This is a genomic window from Kitasatospora azatica KCTC 9699 (assembly GCF_000744785.1).
Classification (GTDB): Bacteria; Actinomycetota; Actinomycetes; order Streptomycetales; family Streptomycetaceae; genus Kitasatospora; species Kitasatospora azatica.
The window spans coordinates 794,491-813,417 of the sequence record NZ_JQMO01000003.1 but is presented as its reverse complement, the minus strand read 5'-3'; the positions used below and the strand labels follow the sequence as shown (position 1 = coordinate 813,417).

The following is an 18,927-nucleotide window of genomic DNA, read 5'->3' as shown; positions in this document are numbered from 1 at the left end:
CACTGAGACACCGAATCACAGCTGCGGCTCCAGCTGGGCCCATGGCCGCTCGGCCTCCAACTGGGCTGCCAGGGCTAGCAGTTGCCCCTCACTGCCGAGCGGTCCGACGAACTGGACGCCGAGCGGCAGGCCCTCGGGGGTTCGGTAGGTGGGCAGGCTGATCGCCGGACGACCGGTGATGTTGGCCAGTTGGGTGTACGGGGTGGCCGACAGGTTCTCGATCACCGCCTTCTCCCAGGCCTTGGTGCCCGCCAGGGTGCCGAGCAGCCCGAGCCGCAGCAACACCTTGGCGACGGCGCGCACCGGCTTCGGCGTGTCCAATTCGCCGATCCGCACCGGCGGTCGGGCCAGTGTCGGGGTGAGCAGCAGGTCGTAGCGGCGGTGGAAGGCGGCCAGTGACCGGTTGTAGCCGTTCCACCGGTCGTGCGCCGCGAAGTAGTCAGGCGCCTTGAGTTTGCGGCCGGCGGCCGCGAGCAGGTGGGTGTCCAGCTCGAAGGCATCGGGCCCGGCGCCGGTACGGCGGCGGATCTCGCCTACGGTGTAGGCGAGTTGGGTGCACCACATGGTGAGGAAGTCGAAGGCGAGGCGGTGCTCGTCGATGCCGGTCTCGGCGGGCTCGACCTCGTGGCCCAGCCCGGCGAGCAGCGCGGCGGCGTCCTCGACGGCGGCCACCGCGTGCGGGTGCACCTCGGTGCCGAGCGGCGAGCGGGTGCTGAAGCCGATCCGCAGCCGTTCGGGGGCCTGGCGGGCGAGTTCGGCGTACGGGCGGGCGGAGCGGGCGGCCAGGAACGGGCCACCCGGGTCCGGCTCGGCGGTCAGCACGTCGAGCATCGCCGCGCTGTCGCGGACGGTGCGGGAGATCACGCCGTCGGTGGCGGCGCCGTGCAGGTACTCGGCGAACTGCGGTCCGGCCGGTACCAGGCCGCGGCCCGGCTTGAGGCCGACCAGTCCGCAGCAGGCGGCGGGGATCCGGATCGAGCCGCCGCCGTCGCTGGCGCCGGCCATCGGCAGGATCCCCGCGGCGACGGCTGCCGCCGCCCCGCCCGAGGAGCCGCCCGAAGTGCGGGACAGGTCCCAGGGGTTGCGGGTCGGCCCGGTCAGCTCGGGCTCGGTGATGCCCTTGGCGCCGAACTCCGGGGTGTTGGTCTTGCCGAAGACCAGCAGCCCGGCGTCCAGCCAGCGGCGCACCACCTCGCTGTGCTCGGTGGGTACCGGACCGGCGGCGAGAGCGCGGCAGCCGCTGCCGGTGGGCAGGCCCGCATAGTCCTGGTGGAGGTCCTTCAGCAGGAACGGGACGCCGGCGAACGGTCCGGTCGACTCCGCCTCGGCGGCGGCGCGTTCGCGCGCGATCTGGTACATCGGAGTGATGATCGCGTTGACCTTGCCGTTGACGGCCTCGGCGCGGGCGATCGCGGCATCCAGCAGCTCGATCGGCGACACCTCGCGCTTGGCCACCAACTCGGCCAGCCCGACGGCGTCGTACCGCCGGTACTCGGCGTACTCCACTGATCCTCCCAGTGCTGAGGCGGGCCCTCGCGCGACCCGGTTACCGGACAGTACACGCGGGGAGCGCCCGACGGGAGAGGCGCTGTCAGGCCACCCGGATGACGATCTTGCCGCGGGCGTGTCGCTCCTTCAGGCGCCGGACGGCATCGGGGACCTCGGCCAGCGGGTAGCCGCGGTCGATGACGGGTGTCACCGAGCCGGCCTCGATCAGGCCCGCCAGGATTCGCAGGTCGCGGTCGGGCTGCTTGGCGACCAGGCTGGTGAGCCGCTGGCCGACGAGCGGCGAGAGCAGCATCGCCCGCAACTGCCGGTCGGTACCGCCGAGCCACCTGCCGTCGGTCTGGCCGCCGACGATGACCAGGGTGCCGCGCGGGGTGAGGGCGCGGCGCAGCGCGGTCAGCGGGCGGTTGCCTGCGGTGTCGAGCACCAGGTCGTATCGGCGGCTGCCGTCGACGGGGTTCTCGCGGGTGTAGTCGACGACCTCCTCGGCGCCGAGGGCGCGGACCAGCTCCGCCTTCTCGGTGCTGCAGACGCCGGTGACCCGAGCGCCGTAGGCCTTGGCCAGCTGAACGGCGAAGCTGCCGACACCGCCCGCCGCGCCGATCACCAGAACGCTCTGCCCCTCGAGCAGTTGGCCTGCGTCGCGCAGGGCCTGCAGTGCGGTGCACCCGGAGACCGGGACGGCGGCCGCCTGTTCGTGGGTGAGGTTCGCCGGCTTGGGTGCGATCCGGTCCTGCTTGGCGCACGCGTACTCGGCGAACGAACCCTCGCAGGAGCCGTACACCTCGTCACCCGGCTGGAAGCGGGTGACGCCCGGCCCGACCGCCGCCACCTCCCCGGCGAGGTCCATGCCGCGGACCCGGACCTTGGGCGCGCGCAGGCCGCTCACGGTGCGGACCAGGTACGGCAGTCCGGTCATCAGGTGCCAGATCCCCAGGTCGACGGCGGCCGCCCGGACCCGGATGAGCACCTCGCCACTGCCGGGCACCGGCTGGTCGATCTCCTCGAGCCGCAGGACCTCGGGCGGTCCGTAAACGTCCTGGACTATGGCTTTCATGAGGTGCTCTCCTCGGCTTCCGGGTACTGGAACACATCGTCGAGCGGAACGCCGAAGACTCTGGCGATCTGGAAGGCCATCTCCAGGGAGGGCGAGTAGCGGCCCTGTTCGATGGCGATGACGGTCTGTCGGGTGACGCCGATCCGGCGGGCCAGCTCGGCCTGGGTCAGCTCGCCGTGGGCGAAGCGCAGGGCGCGGATGGTGTTGGTGACCCTGGTCGGCTTCACCACGGGTGGAAGCCGAACCGGTAGGCGACGATCTTCGCCGTGGAGCCGAGCAGGGCGGAGAGAACGAAGGCCAGGTAGATGGCGTTGGCGATCCAGAACCGGTCGAGGCCGGCCATCGCCAGGACCAGGCCGGCCACACCGCCGAGCACCACGAAGGACTGGCCGATGTACTGGCTGAAGCGGTGGATCTCCCGGTCGCGCTGGTCCTTGGTGTTCGCCTCCTTGGGGGAGAAGGCGGCCACCGTGATGTGCAGCAGGATCGACGCGGCGATCGCGGCGCCGACCGACCAGAGCAGCGCCGGTGCGTAGCGCGCCTGGGTGAGCGGCTCGCCTGCGGGGTGCCCGAGGATGACGGTCAGATACGCCGCGTACGAGGCGATGGTGACCAGCAGCAGGATCCAGGCGCGTTTCTCTTCGATCGCCATCGGCGCTCCCATGTAAAGAAAACCTGACACCCGAGAGTGTCAAGCAGACCCAACACGGTGTCAAGTTTTCTGTACATCGCTCTCGGTGGCTCGGTGGCTCGGTGGCTCGGTGACGCGGCGACTCGGTGACGCGCTGCTGCGCGGCGCTGCTAGGCGTCGATCGGCGGCCGTCCACCGATCAGCGCCACCGCTGCCGCGCCCGCGCGGCAGCCGGCGGCGAGGGCTTCGGCCAGTGGGGCGCCGGTCAGCTGGGCGGCGAGGAAGCCACCGTCGAAGGCGTCGCCGGCGCCGGTGCTGTCGACCGGAGTGGTCGCGAGGCCGGGCGTCCGGGCGAGGAGCGCGCCGTCGCGCGCGGCGAGTGCACCGGCGGGGCCGAGCTTCACGACCACGGTGACTGAGCGCTCGCTCAGCCACTTCGCCGCCGCCACCGCGTCATCCGTCCCCGCCAACAGCGCTGCCTCCGCCTGGTTCGGCAGCAGCAGGTCCACCCCTTCGACCGCTGCCAGGAACCGCTCCACCCCGAGCGTCTCGATGAACCCCGTCGACGCCGGATCCACGCTCACCGGCACCCCGAGCGCTCGCGCCGCCGCCATCGCCGCGGCCGCCACCCGTCGCCCCGCCTCGGTGAAGAACAGGTACCCCGACAGGTGCAACCAGTCGGCCCCCGCGAGCAGTTCGTCGTCCAGGACGGCCGCCGCCCAGTCCGCGACGCCGAGCCGCACCGAGGCCCCGCCGTCCGTGACGAAGGTCCGCTCCGCCGCGCTGTCCACCAGGGCTATCACCACCCCGGTGGGCACCTCCCGGTCCACCGCGAGGTGCGGCCGCACGCCCGCCGCCACCAAGGCGTCCCGGTGCCAGTCCAGCGAGTCGGCCCCCACCCGGGCCAGCAGGCGCACCTCGCCCGCACCTGAACTGGCCGCCCAGCACGCCAGGTTGGCCGCCGCGCCACCCGGGAGCACGGTGGTCCGGGCGGCCGTGTCGGTGTGCTGCGCCAGTGGACCGGCGTGCCGGGCGACGATGTCGGTCACCACGTCGCCGACCACCACCAGCACGCCGCCGTCCCCGGTCATTCGCCAAGTCCCGCCCAGGCGCCCGCGATCCGCGCCGCCAGCTGCACATTGCCGCGCACCGCCGCGAGGTTCGCCTCCAGCGAGGCACCCTTGGTGTGCTCGGTCAGGTAGGCGAGCAGGAACGGTGTCACGGCCTGCCCGGTGACGCCCTCGCGGTCGGCGGCCGCCAGCGCGTCGGCGAGCACCTGGTCGTGCAGCAGCGGGTCCAACTGCTCCGCCGGCGGTACCGGATTGGCCACCACCAGGGCCGAGTCGGGGCCGCCCAGCGCGTCCTGGGCCCGCATCGCGGCCGCCACCTCGCCCGGTTCGCGCAGTGTCCAGTCCACCGGGCAGCCCGAGCTGGACAGGTAGAAACCGGGGAACTCGGCGGTGCCGAACCCGATCACGCCGACCCCCAGGGTCTCCAGTCGTTGCAGGGTGGCCGGCACGTCCAGAATCGACTTCACGCCCGCGCAGACCACGGTGATCCTGGTCCGGGCCAGCAGTGCCAGGTCGGCGGACTCGTCCTGGGTGCTCACCCAGTCGCGGTGCACCCCGCCCAGCCCGCCGGTGGCGAAGACCCGCAGTCCGGCCCGGGCGGCGAGGAACGCCGTCCCCGACACGGTGGTCGCACCGCTGGCCCCGGTGGCCAACGCCGGGGCCAGGTCGCGGAAGCCGAACTTGCGCAGCGCGTCGTCATTGGCCACCCGGTCGAGCGCCGCCCGATCCAGGCCGATCCGTGGCACACCGTCAAGTACCGCGATGGTGGCCGGTACCGCGCCCGCGGCCCGGACCAGCCCCTCCAGCTCGTCGGCCACCGCCAGGTTGCGGGGCCTGGGCAGGCCGTGCGCGATGATCGTCGATTCCAGGGCGACCACCGGCGCGCCGCGGTCCAGCGCGTCCCGCACCTCGTCGGAGTACTGCAACACGTTCGGTAGGGAGAGAGTCACCCTCGATATCTGACGTCGCACCGATGCCTTCAAACCTGACTGACGGCCCGTCGGGCCTACCGCGAGGGCAAATCGATCACAAATAAACAGGCTTGCCCAGCCCTGTGTGAGCGTTTGCGTTGACTCTTGTCCATCTGTCAGTCAGTGCAATATCGTATGGCACTGCCGCCGCCCCCCAGCGGCCGCACTCCTCGCTGAGCCTCGCCGCGGCGCCCGTGCCGAGCACTGTCCGCGTGTTCCCCCATCACTTGAATCCCTCCACCCGAAAGGGCATGTGACACGTGCTCAGATTCCGTACCGGTCTGCTGCGCAGCAGCAGACGGACCGTCATGGTCGGCCTCGCGGCCGCACTGGCCGCGGCCGGACTGGCCAGCCCGCTGTCCGCGATGGCCGACCCGCATTCCGCCGCGCAGAACTGGACCAAGGCCGCGCAGGCCCTCCCCGGCACCCCGCAGGCCGGCAAGGGCAGCACCGCCGGCGGTCCGCGCCGGGCCACCGCCGGCAAGGTCGGCGCGAGCCGTCCGGCGCCCGCCACCGTCACCACCGGCCGCAACGGCCCGCAGCTGGCCGACGGAGCCGACCCGGGCAAGGGCGGCGACGGCTATGTGTCGAACCAGTACGACCTGCAGATGACCTACAAGGGCGGTCAGGAGTCGACCGGTGTGATCACCGGTCCGCCGAAGGTGTACCTGGTCGTCTGGGGCTCGCAGTGGGGCACCTCGTCCACCAATGCCGGCGGTGACGTGGTGCTCTCCAAGGACGCGGACCAGGCCGTGCCCTACCAGCAGGACTTCTTCAAGGGCTTGGGAAGCGCGGGCGACGGCTGGAGCGCGGTGCTGACCCAGTACTGCGAAGGCACCCAGGCCGGCACCGTCCAGTGCCCGTCCAGTGCCGCCCACATCCAGTACCCGCAGGCCGGCAGCGTGCTGGCGGGCGTCTGGGTGGACAACAGCGCCCCCGCCCCGCAGTCGGCCACCGAGCCGCAGCTGGGCGACGAGGCGGCGGCCGCGGCCAAGCACTTCGGCAACCTGACCGAGGCGCAGAACCGCAACGTGCAGTACATCATCGACTCGCCGCAGGGCACCGACCCGGACAAGTGGCGCGAACTCGGCTACTGCGCCTGGCACGACTTCCAGCGCTCCTCGTACGGCCAGCTCGCCTACACCAACATGCCCTACCTGACCGACGTGGCGGGCTGCGGCACCAACTGGTTCGGCGAGAACACCGCGCGCGGCCGGCTCGACGGCTACGGGATCATCGGCGGCCACGAGTACGCCGAGACCCTCACCGACCCGAACACGCCCGGTGGTTGGACCGACGCCACCGGCCAGGAGATCGCCGACAAGTGCGCCTGGATCCCGTACGGGGCCAACGGCGGACTCTTCTTCGAGAGCCTCTCCACCGGATCCTTCCCGCTGCAGACGCTGTGGTCCAACACCGACCACCTCTGCCAGTCCTCGGACCCGATCCGCACCGGGCCGACGCTGACGCTCAGCACCATGTGCGACCGCACCGACGCGCCCGGGGCACCGGTCACCATCCCGGCGGTCGCCGCCGACAGTGCAGGTTCGACCGTCACGTACAGCGCCACCGGTCTGCCGCAGGGCCTGAGCATCGACGCCGGCAGCGGCGTGATCTCCGGGACCAGCACGGGGACCAACGGCTGGCAGCGGGTCACCGTCAACGCGACCGACGCCGGCGGGCGGAGCGCCAGTACCGGCTTCTGGGAGAGCGTCAGCTCGGCCGGCCAGCACGGTTGCAACGCGATCGAGCAGCTGATCAACCCGGGCTTCGAGAACGGCTCGGCGGACGTCAACCACACCGTGATGACCGACTCCTGGGGTCCCTCGGACTACAACATCATCACCCCGTCCAGCCTGCACTCGGCGCACTCGGGCAGTTGGTACGCCTGGCTCGGCCAGAACAGCGCGACCGACGACTCGATCACCACCTACCTCAACACCTACCCGGGCTACCACGGCGCGAGTTTCTCGTTCTGGCTGGACACCGAGTCGACCAACAGCTCGGGCGGCGCGCCGGACACGCTCTCGCTGGTGGCCGTCTCGCAGTACACCGGGCAGGTGCTCGGCACGGTCCGCACCTGGAGCAGCAACCAGGGTGCCAACAGCGGTTACCAGTACCAGTCGGTCGACCTGAGCCCGTTCATCGGCCAGGTCGGTTGGGGCACCACCATCGGGCTGAAGCTTGTCTCGCACGAGAGCGGCTCGACCCCGCAGACGGCGTTCCTGATCGACGATGCCTCGGCACGCGAGAACTGAGCGCTTGCTTACTGACTGAGTGCTCGCTCACCGCCTTTGTGCCTGTTCGTTGCTGACTAAGCGCTCGCTCGCTGACCGAGCGCTTAGTCAGCGCCCCACCGCCCCACCGCCCCACCCCACCCCACCCATCCACCCCCACCCATCACCCCACCCACCCACTCGCGCGCCCCCGAGGAGCCCCCATGCGCGTTTCGCTCAACCGTCTCTCCAGCGGCCTCGCCGCGTTGGCCCTGGCCGCCTCCGGTCTCGGCGCCCTCACACTGAGCACCGCCGCCCCGGCCGCCGCCCTCGACAACGGCACCGCCCTCACCCCGCCCATGGGCTGGAACTCCTGGAACAGCCTCGGGACCGCGGTGACCGAGCAGCAGGTCAAGCAGACCATCGACTTCATGTCGGCCAACGGCCTGGTGGCGGCCGGCTACAACACCGTCACCATCGACGACGGCTGGTCGCTCTGGCACCGCACCGGGCAGACCACCGACCTGGTGAAGACCGCCGACAACGCGATGCAGCTGTACGACAACAACGGCAACCCGGTCCTCGGACTCGACGGCACCGGCAACGACCCGACCTCCGGTCACCTGATCCCGAACAGCAGCTTCCCGTCCCAGGTCGTCAACGGGCAGACGCTCAACGGGATCCAGTACCTGTCCTGGTACGCCCACAGCAAGGGCATGAAGCTCGGGCTCTACGGCACCGACACCTACACCACCTGCCAGAGCCACCCCGGCAGCCTGGGCCACGAGACCATCGACGCCAACGACTTCGTCTCCTGGGGCGTCGACTTCGTCAAGTACGACGACTGCCCCTACGGCCCGCAGATCATCGGCCCGGACGGCCACAACTACTACACCCAGGGCGAGGGCAAGGAGCTCACCCAGTCCATGTACGCCCGGGTGCAGACCTTCCAGCGCGCCTTGGACGCGGCCTCCGCCGCCCAGGGCAAGCCGAAGGTGGCGCTGAGCGTCTCGGCGCAGCCGGTGCACACCGGTGTGCCGTACCTGCTGAACGCCAACGACCCGGCTCGCACCGACCCGAAGATCCTCGCGGCCGGCACTCCGCAGTACCAGGCTCCCGGCTACGCGCCCACCGGGGTGTGGTGCGGCCAGGTCGCCAACCTGTGCCGGATCGGCGGCGACCGCGGCAGCGACCTGAACGGCGTGCTGTACGGGCAGCAGTTGCAGACCGCGCTGCAATACCCGGGCAACGTCCGTCCGGGCAGCTGGAACGACATGGACATGATGTTCGCTGGGTGGAACTACACCTGGGGCATCTACGGGGTCACCGACAACTGCACCTGCCACAAGTCGATGACCGACGACGAGTCGCGCAGCGAGATGTCGATCCTGTCGATGATGGCCTCCCCGCTGATCTCGGGCGCCGACTTCCGCAGCACCGCCGACTCGCAGACCACCGTCAGCGGCTACACCTTCTCCACCGGCATCAACGCCTCCAGCCTGGCGATCTACAAGAACACCGATGTGATCGCGGTGGACCAGGACAGCCTGGCCAAGCCCGCCACCCTGGTCGGCAGCGCACCCAACTCGCAGACCGCGCCGGTCGTCCTCAAGCGTCAACTGGCCAACGGTGACACCGCCGTGCTGCTGGTCAACCAGGACCCGAACAACTGGCAGACCATCTCCACCAGCCTCGGCGCGCTGAACCTCGGTGGCTCCGGTTACAGCTACAAGGAGTTGTGGAGCGGTGCCACCGGCCAGTTCACCGGCACCGTGGGCGGCAACTGGGTGGCGCCGCACGGGATCGCGATGTACCGCCTGACCCCGCTGGCGACCACCGTCCCCGCCGGCATCGTGAACGACGGCAGGTACCACAGCCTCGCGGCCGGCGGCACCAACGGCAACGTCCTTGAGGTGCTGGGCACTTGCAGCGCCGCTGCGGGCGGCGCCGCGGACATCAACACCTGGTGGAACACGCACACCTCGGAGCAGTGGAACTTCGCCGCGAACCCCGACGGCACGGTCCACATCACCGACAACTGCTACACCGGCACCCAGATCCACACCACCCTCGCCGGCCCGGCCAACCCGGGCGACGCGGTCACGGTCCAGAGCAGCTGGGACCCGAACAACGCCTGGCAGAAGTGGCGGGTGGTGCAGAACACCTCGACCGGCGCGCTGACCATCACCAATGTGGGCAGCGGTCTGGTGCTGGACGTCAGGGGCTCGGCGGCGGGCTCGACGGTGGTCACCAACTCGGCCAACTCGACGGTGTCGGGCCAGAACTGGACCACCGTCTCCTGATGCGCACCGCACCCGCCCCCGCCGTCCTCGCCGCCGGCCTGCTGCTCGCCCTGGGGCTGACGGCCTGCTCCACCGCGCCCGAGCCGCCCACGGCCGACGGTCGGATCCTCATCACCTATCTGCAGAAGCAGGGCGACCAGCAGTACTTCATCGCCGAGGCGGCCGGGGCGAAGGCCCGGGCCGCGCAACTCGGGGTGGAGCTGACGGTGGTCAACCTGGGCAGTGATGCCAACCGGACGGTCAGCGAGGCGCAGGGCGCGATCGCCCAGCGGAGCAACGGCCTGATCGTGGTGGTGCCGGACCCGGCCGTCGGACCGCAGCTGGTGCAGGCCGCGAAGGAGGCCAAGGTCGCACTGCTCAGCTCCGACGACCAGGTCTGCACGGTCAGCGGGGACCCGGTGGTCTGCGCGCAGCAGAACTTGGTGCCGCGAGTCGGCTTCAGTGGCGAGCAGTTGGGCACCCAGGTCGGCAAGCGGGCGGCCGAGGAGTTCAAGAAGGCCGGCTGGAACGCCGCCGACACCCGGATCGTCTCGGCCTGGAAGCAGGACGTCACGGTCTGCGGCGACCGGGTGAAGGCGGCGGACGAGGCGTTCTTCGAGGCGGTCGGCCAGGTGCGGACCATCGACGTGCCGACCGACAACACCGTGGCCGGCGCGCAGACCCGGATCGCCGCGGCGCTGTCCGCCAACCCGGCGGTCAAGCACTGGGTGGTCTGGGGCTGCAACGACGAGAACGTGCAGGGTGGGATCGCGGCGGCGCAGCAGGCCGGGATCGGCGCCGAGAACGTGATCGGCGTCGGCCTGGGCGCCTACCTGGCCTGCAAGGACTGGGCCGCCGGCAAACCCAGCGGGATGCGGGCGGCGCTGTTCATCAACGGCAGCGACGTAGGGGCGCTGGCGGTGCAGACCATGGTCGACCTCCTGCAGGACGGAAAGGAGTTCCCGCAGGAGGCGTTCGCGCCGACCACCATGGTCGACCCGACGAACTGGACCTCGTCCGGAGTGAAGTGCTCCTGAGGCAGTGAAGTGCTGCTGAGCGGAGTGGGAGCGCCTGAACGGAGTGGGCGCTCCTGGGCGGAGTGGGAACGCCTGACGTACGCCATCGGAGTGGTGCGACCGCCCTGACGGAGCGGCGGCGCGGTCTGTGGCCCCGGCCGCCCGCAGCATGGGCCGGTGTCCAGTGCCAACCCGCTGCAAGCCAGGCCGGTCCCGTCGCCGAGCGGGGACATCACCGCGCAGCCGGCGGCCGACTCGGACGGTACGTGGGCCCCGCGCTGGGTGTTGCCGCTGCCGTGGCTGCTGATCGCCGCCGCGGTGGCACTGGAGGTCGGAACACCGGCCGACTACTCCTACAGCTCGCTGATGAGCGCTGCGGTGCCGCTGGCCGCCCTGCTCTACCGTCCCGGTTGGACGGTGGTGGTCGGGGTGGTCAGCGTCGCCGCGATGGTCGGGCTCTGGCTGGCCAACGAACTGGGTCCGACCGGCGATCCGCGCAGCGGAGTCGACGTGGGGTCGCTCGTCCTGGTGGTCGGCCTGGCGATCGCGTTCGCCATCGCCCGCGCGCGCATCCAGCGCCGCCTGCACCAGGTCAGAGCGGTGGCCGAGGCGGCGCAACGGGCCCTGTTGCGGGCGGTGCCGAGCCGGCTCGGTCCGGTGCGGTTGGCCGGCTTCTACCACGCGGCCGACGCGGAGGCGCTGGTCGGCGGCGACCTGTACAGCGCCCAGCAGACCTCGCACGGGGTCCGAGTGATCGTCGGCGATGTACGGGGCAAGGGCATCGGCGCGGTCGCCACGGTCGCCACCGTGCTGTCCACCTTCCGCGAGGCGGCCCAGGTCCAGGAGAGCCTGTCGGCCGTCGCGGGCCGGATCGAACGGGCCTTGGAGTTGGAGGTCGCCGGCACCGGGGATTCCGAACTCTTCGTCACTGCGGCACTGTTGGAGTTCCCGGCCGAGCCGGGCCGGGTGCGGATGCTCAACCGGGGCCACCCGCCGGTGCTGCTGCTCGGACCGGACGGCGCCGAGCCGATCGAGGTGCCGTTCGGACTGCCGCTGGGCCTGGGCGAGTTGGCGGCACCGGAGGCCGGCGGGGCCGATGGCGAGGTGCTGCGACCGCTGCCGGCGGGCCGGTTGCTGATCGCCTACTCCGACGGTGTCACCGAGGCTGCGAACGACGCGGGCCTCTTCTATCCGCTGGCCGCGCGGCTGACCGCCCGGTTCAGCGGTCCGAAGCTCCCGGAGCCCGCCGAGGTGGCCGCCTTCGTCGAGGCGGACGTCACCCGGTGGGCGCCGAGCCTCAAGGACGACATGACCACGGTGGTGCTGTACCGCCCGGACGCCGAGGTCTGAGCGGCACAGCACCACACGGCTCACGGTCGGATCCGGACCACCTGCGGGTCGTGGTCGCTGGACTGCACCGCGAACTCGCTGTTGATGTGCACCACGTCGTACTTGGCGCTGCCCACCTCGGGGCTGACCAGAATGTGGTCCAGCACCTGGGAGTTGCCCTGGTAGACGTAGGAGTACTGCTCGGTCTCGGGCAGTTCGTCCACCAGGTCGCGCAGCACGCCGTCCTCGGTCAGGGTGGCCAGCGCCGGTGAGAACTGGTAGTCGTTGAAGTCGCCGAGCGAGACCACCTGGGCCTGCGGGTCGGCGGCCAGCAGCTTGGCCATGAACGCCTGCTCGATGGTGGCCTGCTGGACCCGCTGCACCTCGGAGCCGCGGGCCGGTGGCTGGAACCGGCTGTCGATGCCCTGGTCGCCGAGCTTGGCGTCGAAGTGGTTGGCGATCACGAAGAGCTTGTGGCCGCGGAAGTCGAACTGCCCCACCAACGGCTTGCGGCTGGCGTTCCAGGCCGGGTTGGCCGGGTCGATCCGGCCGGGCGAGGCGGTCAGCGAGGTGGCCTCGCCGGTGCCGGTGACGTCCACGGCGGTGGTCGAGTCGCCGCCCGGGATGTCGGTGAAGGAGATCCGCTGCGGGTTGAAGAGGAAGACCTGGCGGATGTTGCCGCCGGGCTGGCCGCCGTCCATGCCGTCCACCGGGTTGATCGAGCGCCAGTCGTAGGCCGGGCCGCCGGCCGCCTGGATCGCGGCGACGAACTTGGCGATGGTCGCACTCGCGTCCACCACACCGTTGTTGGTGGCGCCGCTGTTGTCCTGGATCTCCTCGAGCGTGACCACGTCGGGGGAGCGCAGGTTGGTGACGATCCCCTGGGCCAGGCCGGCGTACTTGGCGGCGGAGTCCCCGGGGGCCAGGTTCTCCACGTTGTAGGTGGCGATGGTCGCCTCGCGCTCGCTCGCCTGCGCGGTGACCTCGCGCTGCAGGTGGTTGTCCTGGAGCGCGCCCAGTTGGGTGGCCACCAGGGTGTAGCCGCCGTACTGGTTGTAGTCCAGCGGGCCCACGGTGGCGCCGGTCAGCTGGTCGCCCACGTTGGCCTTGGGGAACGGCTGCTGGGCCAGCGGGACCAGCGACTGGATCTGCAGGCGGCCCGAGTTGGGCTCCCGGTAGGACTCGTAGAGTGCGCCACCGCGCTTGCTCTTCTGGTCGCCCTTGTCGGTCTCCACCCACAGTTCGCTGTAGGCGTCGGTCCGACCGACCACCCGGGTGTTGTCGACCTCGACCCGCATGCCCTCCAGCGACTCGTAGAAGTCCAGCGCGTACTCCTCCGGCTGCAGGGTGAGCGCCTCGATCGACCCGGCGGTCGGCGGGGCGTAGTGGCCCGGGACGTTGCGGCCGCTGATCACCACCGGGGCAGGCAGCGGGTTGCCGGCGGAGAGCACCGTGACGGCCGGCTTGGACAGTTCGGTGACCGACTGCGAGCCGCCCGCGAAGTCCGGGTAGTACTCGCTGACCTTGCCGCTGACCAGGACCGAATCGCCTACGGCGACCGTGGGGTTGGCGCCGGTGTAGACGAACACGCCCTCGCTGGTGGCCGGGTCGGCATCCGGGGTCGGGTCCTGCAGCCAGAAGCCCTTGGAGGAGCCGTAGGTCCGCACCCCGGTGACGATGCCGGGCACGCCCTCGACGGTCTGGCCGGCCAGCGGGGATATCCGGGTGTGGCCCTGGATGTCGTGGATCCGGACGGTGCCGGGGGCGGTCGGTCCGGCCACGGCGGCGACGGCGGCCGGCAGCGGGGCGAGCACGAGCGAGGCGACGACGGCGCTGGGGAGCACCGCCGCACGCAACAGGGACCGGCGGGAGGCGGACGAGGAGGATGCGGTGGTCACCGGGACGGGGCTCCTTGGCGAGTCGGCGAAAGGCAGGCAGCGAACGGCAGGGCAGCGAACGGCAGGGCAGCGCAGGACAAGGCAGCGAAAGGCGGGTCGTCGATCCAGGGACGGTGAACGCCGAGGGCTACCCGCGTAGACACCGGCCGAGGATACGCGCGTAGAAAATGGCCGGACAAGAGTGCCGACGTGAACAGTTGACGATCTGTCTCGTTCGGACCGGCCGGGGTGGCTCGATGCGCGCCGCCGACCTTCCACTCGGCATCCTCGGCGCCAACGGCACTGTCGGCGCCAACGGCACTCTCGGGGCGCCCCCTAAACCACTGGCCCGCTCCTGCTTCCGCCTGCTTGGATCCCGGCATGACGAGTGAGCTTCCTGACGGCTACGAGATCTCCAGCGACCCTGCCCGCCTGGACCGCGCCCTGGTCCACCGCTGGCTCTCCGAGGACGCCTACTGGGCGCTCGGGCGGCCGCGCGAGACCCAGGACCGGGCGATCGCCCACTCGCTCAACTTCGGCGTCTACGACACGGCCACCACCACGCAGGTCGGCTACGCCCGCGTGGTCACCGACCGGACCACCTTCGCCTGGCTCTGCGACGTCTACATCGCGCCCGCCGCCCGCGGCCGTGGGCTGGGCAAGGCGCTGGCCGGCGCCGTTCGCGACCACCTCGCGCCGTTCGGCCTGCGCCGGATCATGCTGGCCACCCACGACGCGCACGGCGTTTACGCCAAGGTCGGCTTCGAGCCGCTGGCGACACCGGAGAAGTGGATGGTGCTCGGTGCCCAGTGAGGACCAGCTGCTGACCCGCGCCCAGCGCCTCTGGGCCGGCCTGGCCAAGGTGCCGAGCGACTACCCGGCCGAGAACCCCACCGTCCTGGTCTCGCCCGACTCCGGTCTCTGCCCGCCCGGTTGGGTCGGCGTCGTGCTGCTCGGCGGCGCCGCGCTGGTCACCGCTCCCACCGAGCCCGTCGCCGAGCGGCTCCGCCAGGCGGCCGGCCGCCTCACCCCGCAGGCCCTCGCCGACCCGCAGGCGCTCGGCGCCGTGCTCCGGCCGACCGAGGTGCTCGGCCCGGCGACGCTCGCCTACCTGGCGCCCGAGGAGTTCGGCCCGGCGCACGAGCACCGGGCCGAAGAACTGGCCCCGGACCACCCCGCCCTGTGTGCCCTGCGGGACCGGGCCACTCCGGCCGAGGCGGACGAGACCGACCTCGCCGATCTGACCTTCGCCGTCCTCGACGACGGCCGCGCCCTCGCCGCGGCGGGCTACCACCGCTGGCCCGGCGGAGCGGCTCAGCTCAACGTCTTCACCGACCCGGACCACCGCTCCCGCGGCCTGGCCCGGTCGGCCGCCTCCGCCGCCGTCGCCCACGCCCTGGCCGCCGGGCTGCTCCCGCAGTGGCGAGCCCGACCGCCGGCCTCCCGCCGGGTCGCGGCCGCGCTCGGCTTCCGCGAACTGGGCGCCCAACTGAGCCTGCGCCTGGCCTAGCTGCGCCTGCCCAACTGAGCCTGCGCCTGGCCTAGCTGCGCCTGCCCAACTGAGCCTGCGCCTGGCCTAGCTGCGCCTGCCCAACTGACCCTGGGCCCGCCCAGCTGCGCCTGCACCGCTCCGGACCGAGGGCTACGCGGAGCGGCTCGCCAAGTCCAGCAGGCGTCGAACCTCCTGGTCGCTGGTCTGGTCGAAGTCGTCGTAGTACTGCCCGACGGCCATGAACGCCGGCGGCGCGCTCAGGCAGACCAGGTCGTCGGCGAGCGGGCCGAGGACCCGCAAGGCCTCGGGCGCGGTCACCGGTACCGCGAGCAGCAGCTGGCCCACCTCGCGGCGGCGCAGCACCGCCATCGCCGCCCGGACGGTGGCACCGGTGGCGATGCCGTCGTCCACCAGCACCACGGCGCGGCCCGCCGGCTCCAGCGGGGGCAGCGGGCCGCGCAGTGTGGTGGTCCGCTCGGCGACCTCGGCGGAGGTGGCGTCGGCCAGTCGCTCCAGCCGCTCGGCGGTGATGCCGAGTGCCGCGATGATGTCGTGGTTGTAGAGCCGGATGCCGCCCTCGCCGACGGCGCCCAGCGCCAGCTCCGGCTGTCCGGGTGCGCCGATCTTGCGGACCACCAGGATGTCCAGCGGCGCCTTCAGGGCCCGCGCTACCTCATAGGCGACCGGGACCCCGCCGCGGGGCAGGCCGACCACGATCGGGTCGTCGGCAGCCCAGCTCGCCACCCGTTTGCCGAGCAGCCGCCCGGCCGTCCCGCGGTCCCGGAAACGCGGCTGGTGGTGGCCTTGCTCGTGGAACACGGTCATCGTCCTCACCCTTCTCCAGCCTGCCACGGCGTGATCCGGACGACACGATGCGCTGGGCTCTCCTCAGGAAGCCGCTGGTCCGATACGGTAACCGTCACGAGATCCCCCCTCCCGGGTATCGGACAGTGACCAACGACGTCATCGCTGTCTGCCCGGGACCCCCCACGCGGCACAGCGCTGTGTCCGCGCCCTCTGAACTCCCCCCGAGGTGCGCGCAGATGAGGCTCACCCCCCATGAGCAGGAACGCCTGCTGATCCACGTCGCTGCCGAGGTGGCCGCCGCCAGGCGGGCCCGCGGGCTGCGGCTGAACCACCCCGAGGCGGTCGCGCTGATCACTTCCCACCTGCTGGAGGGCGCCCGCGACGGACGCAGCGTCGCCGAGCTGATGGACTCCGGACGACGGGTGCTGAGTCGGGCGGACGTGATGGACGGGATCGCCGAGATGATCCCGGACGTCCAGGTCGAGGCGACCTTCCCGGACGGCACCAAGCTGGTCACCGTGCACGGACCGATCCAGTGACCGGCACCGATCCCGTGGCCGGCACCGATCCGGCGACCGAGGCCGAGGCCGCGACCGATCCGACGGCGGCCCTGACGCCTGGCCAGATCCTGTACGGCGAAGGCGAGATCAGGCTGAACGTCGGCCGACCGGTGACCGTGATGGTGGTCCGCAATGTCGCGGACCGACCGGTGCAGGTCGGCTCGCACTACCACTTCGCCGAGGCCAACCCGGGGTTGGAGTTCGATCGGGAGGCCGCCTACGGGCAGCGCCTGAACGTCCCGGCGGGCACCGCGGTGCGCTTCGAGCCGGGTATCCCGATGGAGGTCGCGCTGGTCCCGCTGGGCGGGCGGCGCGAGGTGCACGGGCTGCGCGGCGCGGTGGCGGGAGGGCTCGATGGCTGACGATCCGAGGACGGGCCGTGCTGTGACCGGCCGCGAGCTGACCCTCTCGCGCGAGCGTTACGCCCAGCTGTACGGGCCCACCGCCGGTGACCGGATCCGGCTCGCCGACACCGCGCTGCTGATCGAGGTCGAGGAGGACCGCTGCGCCGGAGGCGACGAGGCGGTCTTCGGCGGCGGCAAGGTGATCCGCGAGTCGATGGGACAGGCCAGGACCAGCCGGGCCGAGGGCGCGCCGGACACCGTGATCACCGGTGCGGTGGTGCTCGACCACTGGGGCATCGTCAAGGCCGACGTCGGCATCCGGGACGGCCGGATCGTCGCGCTCGGCAAGGCCGGCAACCCCGAGACCATGGACGGTGTGCACCCCGCGCTGGTGATCGGCCCGGAGACCGAGGTGATCTCCGGCAACGGGCGGATCCTGACGGCGGGCGCGATCGACGCGCACGTGCACTTCATCGCCCCGCAGTTGGCCGACGAGGCACTCGGTGCGGGCATCACCACGATGATCGGCGGCGGCACCGGACCGGCCGAGGGCACCAAGGCCACCACCATCACCCCCGGCGGCTGGCACCTGGGCCGGATGTTCGCCGCCCTGGACTCCACCCCGGTCAACATCGGCCTGACCGGCAAGGGGAACACCGTCAACCCGGCCGCGCTCCATGCCCAACTGCGGGCCGGCGCCCTCGGGTTCAAGATCCATGAGGACTGGGGCGCGACCCCGGCCGCGATCGACGCCTGCCTGCGGGTCTGCGAGGCCAGCGGAGTCCAGCTCGCGCTGCACACGGACACCCTGAACGAGGCCGGCTTCGTCGCCGACACCCTGGCGGCGATCGCCGGGCGCGGGGTGCACGCCTACCACACCGAGGGGGCCGGCGGCGGGCACGCGCCGGACATCATCACCATCGTCTCCGAGCTCAACATCCTGCCCAGCTCGACCAATCCGACCCGCCCGCACACCGTCAACACCATCGACGAGCATCTCGACATGCTGATGGTCTGCCACCATCTCAGCCCCTCGGTGCCCGAGGACCTGGCCTTCGCCGAGTCCCGGATCCGGCCCAGCACGATCGCCGCCGAGGACATCCTGCACGACCTCGGGGCGATCTCGATCATCAGCTCCGACTCGCAGGCGATGGGGCGGATCGGCGAGGTGATAGCCCGTACCTGGCAGACCGCGCACTGCATGAAACTGCGGCGCGGCGCGCTGCCCGGGGACGGCCGGGCGGACAACACGCGGGCCAGACGCTATGTCGCCAAATACACCATCAACCCGGCCCTCGCGCACGGGATCGACCACGAGATCGGCTCGGTCGAGCCCGGCAAGCTGGCCGACCTGGTGCTCTGGACCCCGGCCTTCTTCGGGGTGAAGCCGGACCTGGTGATCAAGGGCGGCCAGATCGCCTGGGCCCAGATGGGGGACGCCAACGCCTCCATCCCGACCCCGCAACCGGTGCTGCCCCGACCGATGTTCGGCGCCTTCGGGCGGGCACCGGCGGCCAACTCGGTCAACTTCACCTCGCAGCAGGCCATCGCCGACGGGCTGCCCGAACGGCTGGGCCTCGGCAAGGCGTTCAGTGCGATCCGGGACACCCGTCGGGTCACCAAGGACCACATGGTCAACAACAGCGCCCGGCCGGACGTCCGGGTGGCACCGGACAGCTTCCGGGTGACCATCGACGGCGAGCCGGTGGTGCCCGAACCGGCCGTGGAACTGCCGCTGGCCCAGCGGTACTTCCTCTTCTGATCGGCCT

The 18,927-nt window shown here is 71.5% G+C and carries 17 protein-coding genes; 9 read left to right on the top strand and 8 right to left on the bottom strand.

From position 1 onward, the window contains the following. Window positions 1-15: 15 nt before the first annotated feature. From BR98_RS14780 to BR98_RS14755, 6 genes are all read right to left on the bottom strand, one after another. The gene (locus tag BR98_RS14780) at window positions 16-1,506 is read right to left on the bottom strand and encodes an amidase (protein WP_035845037.1); all 1,491 of its coding nucleotides are present in this window, start codon (window positions 1,504-1,506) and stop codon (window positions 16-18) included. Window positions 1,507-1,591: 85 nt separating this feature from the next. Then, complete coding sequence (locus BR98_RS14775; RefSeq protein ID WP_035845035.1) at window positions 1,592-2,563, bottom strand: NAD(P)-dependent alcohol dehydrogenase; 972 nt, start codon at window positions 2,561-2,563, stop codon at window positions 1,592-1,594. Further along, the gene (locus BR98_RS14770; RefSeq protein WP_035845033.1) at window positions 2,560-2,793 is read right to left on the bottom strand and encodes a helix-turn-helix transcriptional regulator; all 234 of its coding nucleotides are present in this window, start codon (window positions 2,791-2,793) and stop codon (window positions 2,560-2,562) included. Before BR98_RS14770 ends, BR98_RS14775 begins: the two co-directional genes overlap by 4 nt. Further along, a complete protein-coding gene (locus BR98_RS14765) occupies window positions 2,787-3,215 on the bottom strand; it encodes a hypothetical protein (RefSeq protein ID WP_035845031.1) in 429 nt (142 codons plus the stop codon). Before BR98_RS14765 ends, BR98_RS14770 begins: the two co-directional genes overlap by 7 nt. A 149-nt stretch (window positions 3,216-3,364) precedes the next feature. Beyond that, on the bottom strand, window positions 3,365-4,285 hold the full coding sequence (locus tag BR98_RS14760; protein ID WP_035845029.1) for a carbohydrate kinase family protein: 921 nt from the start codon (window positions 4,283-4,285) through the stop codon (window positions 3,365-3,367). Next, entirely contained in the window at window positions 4,282-5,193 is a 912-nt protein-coding gene (locus BR98_RS14755) for a pseudouridine-5'-phosphate glycosidase (RefSeq protein ID WP_035845028.1), read from the bottom strand. Before BR98_RS14755 ends, BR98_RS14760 begins: the two co-directional genes overlap by 4 nt. Window positions 5,194-5,495: 302 nt before the next feature. On the opposite strand from BR98_RS14755, the gene BR98_RS36335 reads away from it, so the two are divergent. The 4 genes from BR98_RS36335 (at window position 5,496) to BR98_RS14730 (ending at window position 12,099) form a co-directional block, all read left to right on the top strand. Next, window positions 5,496-7,493, top strand: a complete 1,998-nt coding sequence (locus tag BR98_RS36335) for an Ig domain-containing protein (protein WP_157537783.1) — start codon at window positions 5,496-5,498, stop codon at window positions 7,491-7,493. A gap of 182 nt (window positions 7,494-7,675) precedes the next feature. Next, on the top strand, window positions 7,676-9,754 hold the full coding sequence (locus tag BR98_RS14740; RefSeq protein ID WP_035845027.1) for an alpha-galactosidase: 2,079 nt from the start codon (window positions 7,676-7,678) through the stop codon (window positions 9,752-9,754). Further along, entirely contained in the window at window positions 9,754-10,770 is a 1,017-nt protein-coding gene (locus BR98_RS14735; RefSeq protein ID WP_035845026.1) for a substrate-binding domain-containing protein, read from the top strand. The genes BR98_RS14740 and BR98_RS14735 overlap by 1 nt, the downstream gene beginning before the upstream one ends. A 156-nt stretch (window positions 10,771-10,926) precedes the next feature. Next, window positions 10,927-12,099, top strand: coding sequence for a PP2C family protein-serine/threonine phosphatase (locus BR98_RS14730; protein ID WP_051969776.1), 1,173 nt, complete (start codon window positions 10,927-10,929; stop codon window positions 12,097-12,099). 20 nt (window positions 12,100-12,119) lie between these two features. On the opposite strand, the gene BR98_RS14725 is transcribed toward BR98_RS14730, so the two are convergent. Continuing rightward, window positions 12,120-13,976: an endonuclease/exonuclease/phosphatase family protein gene (locus BR98_RS14725; RefSeq protein ID WP_407639452.1), complete on the bottom strand. Its 1,857-nt coding sequence runs from the start codon at window positions 13,974-13,976 to the stop codon at window positions 12,120-12,122. A 360-nt stretch (window positions 13,977-14,336) separates the two neighbouring features. Between BR98_RS14725 and BR98_RS14720 the strand changes: the two genes are divergently transcribed. Together BR98_RS14720 and BR98_RS14715 are read left to right on the top strand one after the other, a co-directional pair. Continuing rightward, window positions 14,337-14,768, top strand: coding sequence for a GNAT family N-acetyltransferase (locus BR98_RS14720; protein WP_035845025.1), 432 nt, complete (start codon window positions 14,337-14,339; stop codon window positions 14,766-14,768). Further along, entirely contained in the window at window positions 14,758-15,465 is a 708-nt protein-coding gene (locus BR98_RS14715; protein ID WP_035845023.1) for a GNAT family N-acetyltransferase, read from the top strand. The genes BR98_RS14720 and BR98_RS14715 overlap by 11 nt, the downstream gene beginning before the upstream one ends. A 132-nt stretch (window positions 15,466-15,597) precedes the next feature. Here the strand turns inward: BR98_RS14715 and BR98_RS14710 are convergent, their stop codons facing one another. Next, window positions 15,598-16,272 (bottom strand): phosphoribosyltransferase, encoded by a 675-nt coding sequence (locus tag BR98_RS14710; protein ID WP_051969775.1) that lies wholly within the window; start codon window positions 16,270-16,272, stop codon window positions 15,598-15,600. A gap of 218 nt (window positions 16,273-16,490) precedes the next feature. On the opposite strand from BR98_RS14710, the gene BR98_RS14705 reads away from it, so the two are divergent. From BR98_RS14705 to BR98_RS14695, 3 genes are all read left to right on the top strand, one after another. Next, window positions 16,491-16,793, top strand: a complete 303-nt coding sequence (locus BR98_RS14705) for an urease subunit gamma (protein ID WP_035845021.1) — start codon at window positions 16,491-16,493, stop codon at window positions 16,791-16,793. Window positions 16,794-16,864: 71 nt separating this feature from the next. Continuing rightward, a complete protein-coding gene (locus tag BR98_RS14700; protein ID WP_035852230.1) occupies window positions 16,865-17,176 on the top strand; it encodes an urease subunit beta in 312 nt (103 codons plus the stop codon). Further along, window positions 17,169-18,920: an urease subunit alpha gene (locus tag BR98_RS14695; RefSeq protein WP_051969774.1), complete on the top strand. Its 1,752-nt coding sequence runs from the start codon at window positions 17,169-17,171 to the stop codon at window positions 18,918-18,920. Before BR98_RS14700 ends, BR98_RS14695 begins: the two co-directional genes overlap by 8 nt. Window positions 18,921-18,927 lie beyond the last annotated feature (7 nt).

Bases quoted from the DNA above. Each gene is read 5' to 3' on its own strand.
- BR98_RS14775 (WP_035845035.1), bottom strand. From the start codon at position 2,563: ATGAAAGCCATAGTCCAGGACGTTTACGGACCGCCCGAGGTCCTGCGG.
- BR98_RS14765 (WP_035845031.1), bottom strand. From the start codon at position 3,215: ATGGCGATCGAAGAGAAACGCGCCTGGATCCTGCTGCTGGTCACCATC.
- BR98_RS14760 (WP_035845029.1), bottom strand. From the start codon at position 4,285: ATGACCGGGGACGGCGGCGTGCTGGTGGTGGTCGGCGACGTGGTGACC.
- BR98_RS14740 (WP_035845027.1), top strand. From the start codon at position 7,676: ATGCGCGTTTCGCTCAACCGTCTCTCCAGCGGCCTCGCCGCGTTGGCC.
- BR98_RS14735 (WP_035845026.1), top strand. From the start codon at position 9,754: ATGCGCACCGCACCCGCCCCCGCCGTCCTCGCCGCCGGCCTGCTGCTC.
- BR98_RS14720 (WP_035845025.1), top strand. From the start codon at position 14,337: ATGACGAGTGAGCTTCCTGACGGCTACGAGATCTCCAGCGACCCTGCC.
- BR98_RS14710 (WP_051969775.1), bottom strand. From the start codon at position 16,272: ATGACCGTGTTCCACGAGCAAGGCCACCACCAGCCGCGTTTCCGGGAC.
- BR98_RS14705 (WP_035845021.1), top strand. From the start codon at position 16,491: ATGAGGCTCACCCCCCATGAGCAGGAACGCCTGCTGATCCACGTCGCT.
- BR98_RS14695 (WP_051969774.1), top strand. From the start codon at position 17,169: ATGGCTGACGATCCGAGGACGGGCCGTGCTGTGACCGGCCGCGAGCTG.